This window comes from Bowmanella dokdonensis (assembly GCF_017254865.1).
In the GTDB taxonomy this organism is placed as follows: domain Bacteria; phylum Pseudomonadota; class Gammaproteobacteria; order Enterobacterales; family Alteromonadaceae; genus Bowmanella; species Bowmanella dokdonensis.
On record NZ_JAFKCV010000085.1, the window covers coordinates 1 to 473 of the forward strand.

1 protein-coding gene is annotated in these 473 nt (G+C 53.5%); it reads right to left on the reverse strand.

What is annotated here, in order from left to right:
* Nucleotides 1-450 (reverse strand): aminotransferase class III-fold pyridoxal phosphate-dependent enzyme (locus tag J0A66_RS21655; protein WP_338143936.1); only part of this gene is annotated, 450 nt, incomplete at its 3' end.
* Nucleotides 451-473 lie beyond the last annotated feature (23 nt).

A 473-nucleotide genomic window follows, 5' to 3' on the forward strand; every position in this document is an offset into this window, starting at 1 on the left:
CTGAGGAATATGATGAATACCGCGAAGCGGCTCAAACTGTTCATGCATAAAGCCCATTCCACCGAGGCTGGCGCCAGCGATAGTACTGCCATGGTAAGCATTTTCCCGGGCAATAATGGCCTTGCGTTGAGGCTTTCCGCGGGCATCCCAATAGCGGTGAACGAACCGGAGCACCGAGTCATTGGCTTCCGAGCCGGAGTTGGTGAAAAACACCCGGTTTAGATGCGCCGGTGCCTTGTTACAGATGGCTTGGGCTAATTCAGTGGCGCGTGGGTGAGTGCATTGAAAGAACGTATTGTAATAGGGCAACTCTTCAAGCTGGGCGGCAATGGCCTGATTGATGCGCGGTTGGCTGTAACCTAAGTTACAACACCATAGGCCGGACATCCCGTCGAGCAGTCTGTGGCCATTGGCTTCAAAAATATACGCGCCCTGGGCGTGACTTATCACCCGGGATCCCTGTCGATTAATAT